Origin of the sequence: Streptomyces sp. NPDC002265, assembly GCF_040296125.1 — a bacterium.
Taxonomy (GTDB): domain Bacteria; phylum Actinomycetota; class Actinomycetes; order Streptomycetales; family Streptomycetaceae; genus Streptomyces.
Genome location: NZ_JBEOWS010000591.1, coordinates 1 through 3,097, shown reverse-complemented (window position 1 = coordinate 3,097; position 3,097 = coordinate 1). Strand labels below are relative to the sequence as shown.

Annotated in this window: 2 protein-coding genes; one reads left to right on the top strand and one right to left on the bottom strand. The window is 71.8% G+C overall.

From position 1 onward, the window contains the following. Positions 1–256: 256 nt before the first annotated feature. Complete coding sequence (locus tag ABT085_RS45230) at positions 257–1,693, bottom strand: hypothetical protein (protein ID WP_351622764.1); 1,437 nt, start codon at positions 1,691–1,693, stop codon at positions 257–259. 698 nt (positions 1,694–2,391) lie between these two features. On the opposite strand from ABT085_RS45230, the gene ABT085_RS45225 reads away from it, so the two are divergent. After that, positions 2,392–3,097: conjugal transfer protein (locus tag ABT085_RS45225; protein ID WP_351622761.1), on the top strand; the 706-nt coding region annotated here is incomplete at its 3' end.

Genomic DNA, 3,097 nt, shown 5'->3' with positions numbered 1-3,097 from the left:
GTGGCCGGCGGGAGGGCGCCGGTGGTGTGGGGACGTTCAGGCGGGCGGCTGTCGGCGGGCAGGGTCTCGGCGGGCCGGTCCCGCCGGGTGTGTTCGTCCGCGAGTGAGGGTTCGCAGGCGGCCGTGCACGTGTGGTTGCGGACGGGGCCGGTGCTCAGGGCGTGGGAGTGTTCCGCTTCCCGTCGGCCCGGGCCAAGGGCGCAGGGACTTGGCAGTGGTGCGGCTGCGGACGGCGGTGGGGTGCGGGGCGTGTCGGTCACGGGTTGGTTCCTTCTGGAGAGTCGGCGAGGGCGCCGGCGCACGTCGTGCAGCGGCCGTCGCCGTCGGGGTGAGCTCGCCTGCGGGTCGGGCCGGGGCAGGTACGGCACAGCGGCCAGCCGAGGCAGGCCGGGCAGAGGTCTTCGCCGGGGGCGGTGGCGGGCACGCCGCAGTCGGTGCACTCGGTAAGGGCCCGGTAGGTGAGGGCCTGGGTCACGGAGCCGGCAGCCACGGTCGATGACTGCTTGCTGGTCGCGTCCGCGAGCGGTTCGTCCAGCGGGGCCGCGTCCTGGCGGGCGACGGCAGTAACGGGCGGCGGGTAGGCCTGGGCGGCGCGGAGCCGGGCGGCGATGATCGCGCCGATGGAGGTGCGCACCGGGGTGGGCAGCGGTCGGCCGGTGATGATGTGGCGCAGCTGCTCGGCGCTCCAGCCTGCTTCCATCATCACGGTCGCCACGCGGCCTTGGTCGGTCAGCGCCGGCCCGGTCAGCAGCAGTTCCGGCCGGTCCGCCCCGATCTGAAGCAGGAGCCGGATGCCTGCGTGTATCTCGTCTGCCGCAGGCGTCGGCGACGTGGTGGCGTGCGAGGGGGCCGTTTGTGCGTGGTGCGGGGCGTCGCCGTGGTCGCACGGACGGAGGGGTTTGGTGTTCTGCTTGTTGGTCTTCTTGATGATGGTGTTCTTAGTGCCGAGGCCAGCCGACACTGGCTCAGCCGATCCTGGATATCCCGACTCTGGTGGTGAGCTGGGGTTTTGCAGGGCTGGCAGGTCGGTGATGACGTAGAGGGCCTGTCCGAGCGTTCCGTCGGTGTTGCGGCCTTGCTCACGGAGCAGGAATCCGTGGTGCTGGAGTTCTTCCAGGCCTGTGGTTACGGCGTCGATGCGTTCGCGGCCGTGTCGGGCCAGGTGGGCGACGGTGATCTGCCAGCCGGCCCGGTGGGTGCTGATGTAGCCGAACAGCCCCTTGGCCTTGAAGGAAATGCGGCTGTCACGGAACAGCGCGTTGGCGATCTGCGTGAACTGGTCTCCTGCCATGACACCGCGGCGGATGCCCGCGCCGAAGCCGGCATCGCTGCCGGGTTCCTGGACGGTGGATGCCGACTCGGTCGGCGCAAGGCTCCCGGCGGCGGGGCGGTCGGTGATGCTGTAAACGATCTCTCCCAGGGTGCCGTTGGGACGGCGCACGCGATCGCGGACCAGGTAGCCGAACCTCTCCAGCTCGTTCAGTCCGGCCCGCACCGCGTCCCGCCCGTCAGGGCCCAGGGCGACGAGGGCGGCGATGGTGACCCGCCACCCGTTGCGGTGGGTGCTGATGCAGCCGAAGAGTCCCTTCGCCCGGTAGGAGATGCGGCTGTCGCGAAACAGCGCGTTGGCGATCTGCGTGAACTGATCGGCCGCCATCACGCCGCGGCGGATCCCGGACCCGGAACCGCTCATCGAGCCGTCCTGGGTCCAGGCCGCGTGCGCTGTCCACGGCAGCGCACCGTGCCCGCCGGGGTGGGGCGGCCGGTGGGCACGGCTGCGGAGGCGTACGTGCGTTCCATGCCGTCAGCTCACCCGGCCTCCCCGACCAGATGGACGGCCATGAACCCCGACCATCGGTCACGATCCGGCAGCGGAGCTGCCTGACTGTCGTGGTAGGGCTCGTGGTAGGGCCGCCCACGGCGTTCGGGCACGGTGCGCTGTCTTTCCGCAGCCCGACTGCGCAGCTTCCGTGGGCGTTGCGCAATCGGGCTGCGCAACGGTCCCCGGGGGGTGTCGTGCGCAGTCGGGTTGCGTGCAGCAGGTGCGCAGGGCGGCTCGTGCAGCCCGATGCCTCGTGTGCAGGGCCGTGCGATGCGCAGCCGCCCCGCGAATCTGGTGGCGTTCTGTGCACTCGCGTATGGCGCTGGCCGGGGTGCGGCAGAGGGGTGTTCGCGCATTCGTCGGCGCATTGCGGGCGGATGACGCGGTGAGTGTCGGCAGACCCGCGTCGACCTCGTGGTCGGGTCTGTGGTTGGGCCAACCAGGAGGCCGACCAGGGGCTTCGTGTCTCCATCGTGACCGTGGTCGGGGGTTCGTGGTCGATGGTCGGGTCGGGGTCGGCGGGTTTTCTCAAGGTCCGCAATCACACCTTCTGAACTGGGAGTTTGACCATGTCTCCTGGCACGCAGGCCTCACCGAGCGAGGCTGCTGCTCCGATGCCGGGTGGCGCCCGGCTGGAGGCGATGCGACGCCGCGTCCGTCTTTCGCGCCTGGCCATCTGGATGGTCATCGCGGCCGGCCCCGCCGCCCTGGCCGTCGCCGTCGCCTCCAGCGCGACCAGGGTCGAGGCGGCTACTGCGACCAGGCCCACCGTCGTGCGCACCGCGACGGCCGCCGCTGACCCGGCCGGCTATGCGCAGGTGTTCGTCAGCGCGTGGCTGCGCAGCAGCGCCGATGATGCGACGAGTGCGCAGTCGCGGCTTGCGCAGTCGATGGCGCCGGACGTCGCGCTGCCCAGCCCGGCAGCGGGTGCGCAGTCGTCGCCGCAGTCGGTGACCACGGTGCGCAGTGCGCAGCGCAAGGGTGGCGCGTGGTCGGTGACGGTGGCTGCGCAGTACGCCGACGGGCGGTTGCGTTTCTACGCCGTCCCGGTGGCCGCCGACGCCTCGGGCGCCTCGTTCACGGTGACCGGTGCGCCGGGCGTGGTGGCCGGCCCGGCCCGGGCCGAGGTGGCGAAGTCGCCGTACGGCGTGAGCGTCCCGCAGGGTGATCTGTCCTCCGCGGTCGGGGAGTTCCTCGCCGCCTACCTGACCGGTGCCGGCGAGGTGAGCCGCTACCTCGCGCCCGGGGTACAGATGTCGGCGGTCGTCCCCGCCC